This is a genomic window from Halorussus sp. MSC15.2 (assembly GCF_010747475.1).
Taxonomy (GTDB): Archaea; Halobacteriota; Halobacteria; order Halobacteriales; family Haladaptataceae; genus Halorussus.
Genome location: NZ_VSLZ01000018.1, coordinates 1 through 855 on the forward strand (window position 1 = coordinate 1; position 855 = coordinate 855).

The 855-nt window shown below is 56.6% G+C and carries 1 rRNA gene; it reads left to right on the forward strand.

Annotated elements, in window-relative coordinates:
- A 23S ribosomal RNA gene (locus tag FXF75_RS22305) occupies positions 1 to 855 on the forward strand; the annotation flags it as partial.

The window sequence follows — 855 nt, forward strand, 5'->3', positions numbered from 1 at the left end:
TCTTACGACCAGGGCCGCCGTCTTCAAGGGCGGGGAGTCAATCGGATGCGACCCGAAACCAGATGATCTATGCGTGGACAAGGCGAAGCGTGCCGAAAGGCACGTGGAGGCCTGTTAGAGTTGGTGTCCTACAATACCCTCTCGTGATCTACGTATAGGGGTGAAAGGCCCATCGAATCTGGCAACAGCTGGTTCCGACCGAAACATGTCGAAGCATGACCTCTGCCGAGGTCGTCCGTGGGGTAGAGCGACCGATTAGGGGCGCGACTTCGAGAGAAGTCGGCCCCCTTGTCAAACTCCAAACCTACGGACACCATCGACGCAGGGAATCCGGTGTGCGGGGTAAGCCTGTGCACCGTGAGGGAGACAACCCAGAGCTGGGTTAAGGTCCCAAAGTGTAGACTAAGTGCGATCGAAGGTGGTCTCAAGCCCTAGACAGCCGGGAGGTGAGCTTAGAAGCAGCTACCCTCTAAGAAAAGCGTAACAGCTTACCGGCCGAGGTTTGAGGCGCCCAAAATGATCGGGGCTCAAGTCTACCACCGAGACCTGGCCGCACCCGTAACAGGGTGATCGAGTAGGTCGGCATTCCGTTCGGATGGAAGCATGGATGAGAATTCATGTGGACCGAATGGGAACGAAAATCCTGGTCATAGTAGCAGCGTTAGTCGGGTTAGACCCCCGACGGCCTTACGAGCAAGGGTTCCTCGGCAATGCTGAACAGCCGAGGGTTAGCCGGTCCTAAGTCTCACCGCAACTCGAATGAGACAAAAGGGAAACAGGTTAATATTCCTGTGCCGCTATGCAACGAAACCGACGCCTTGGGAACCGTCAAGCCGGGCATTCGCCCGGTCGAAT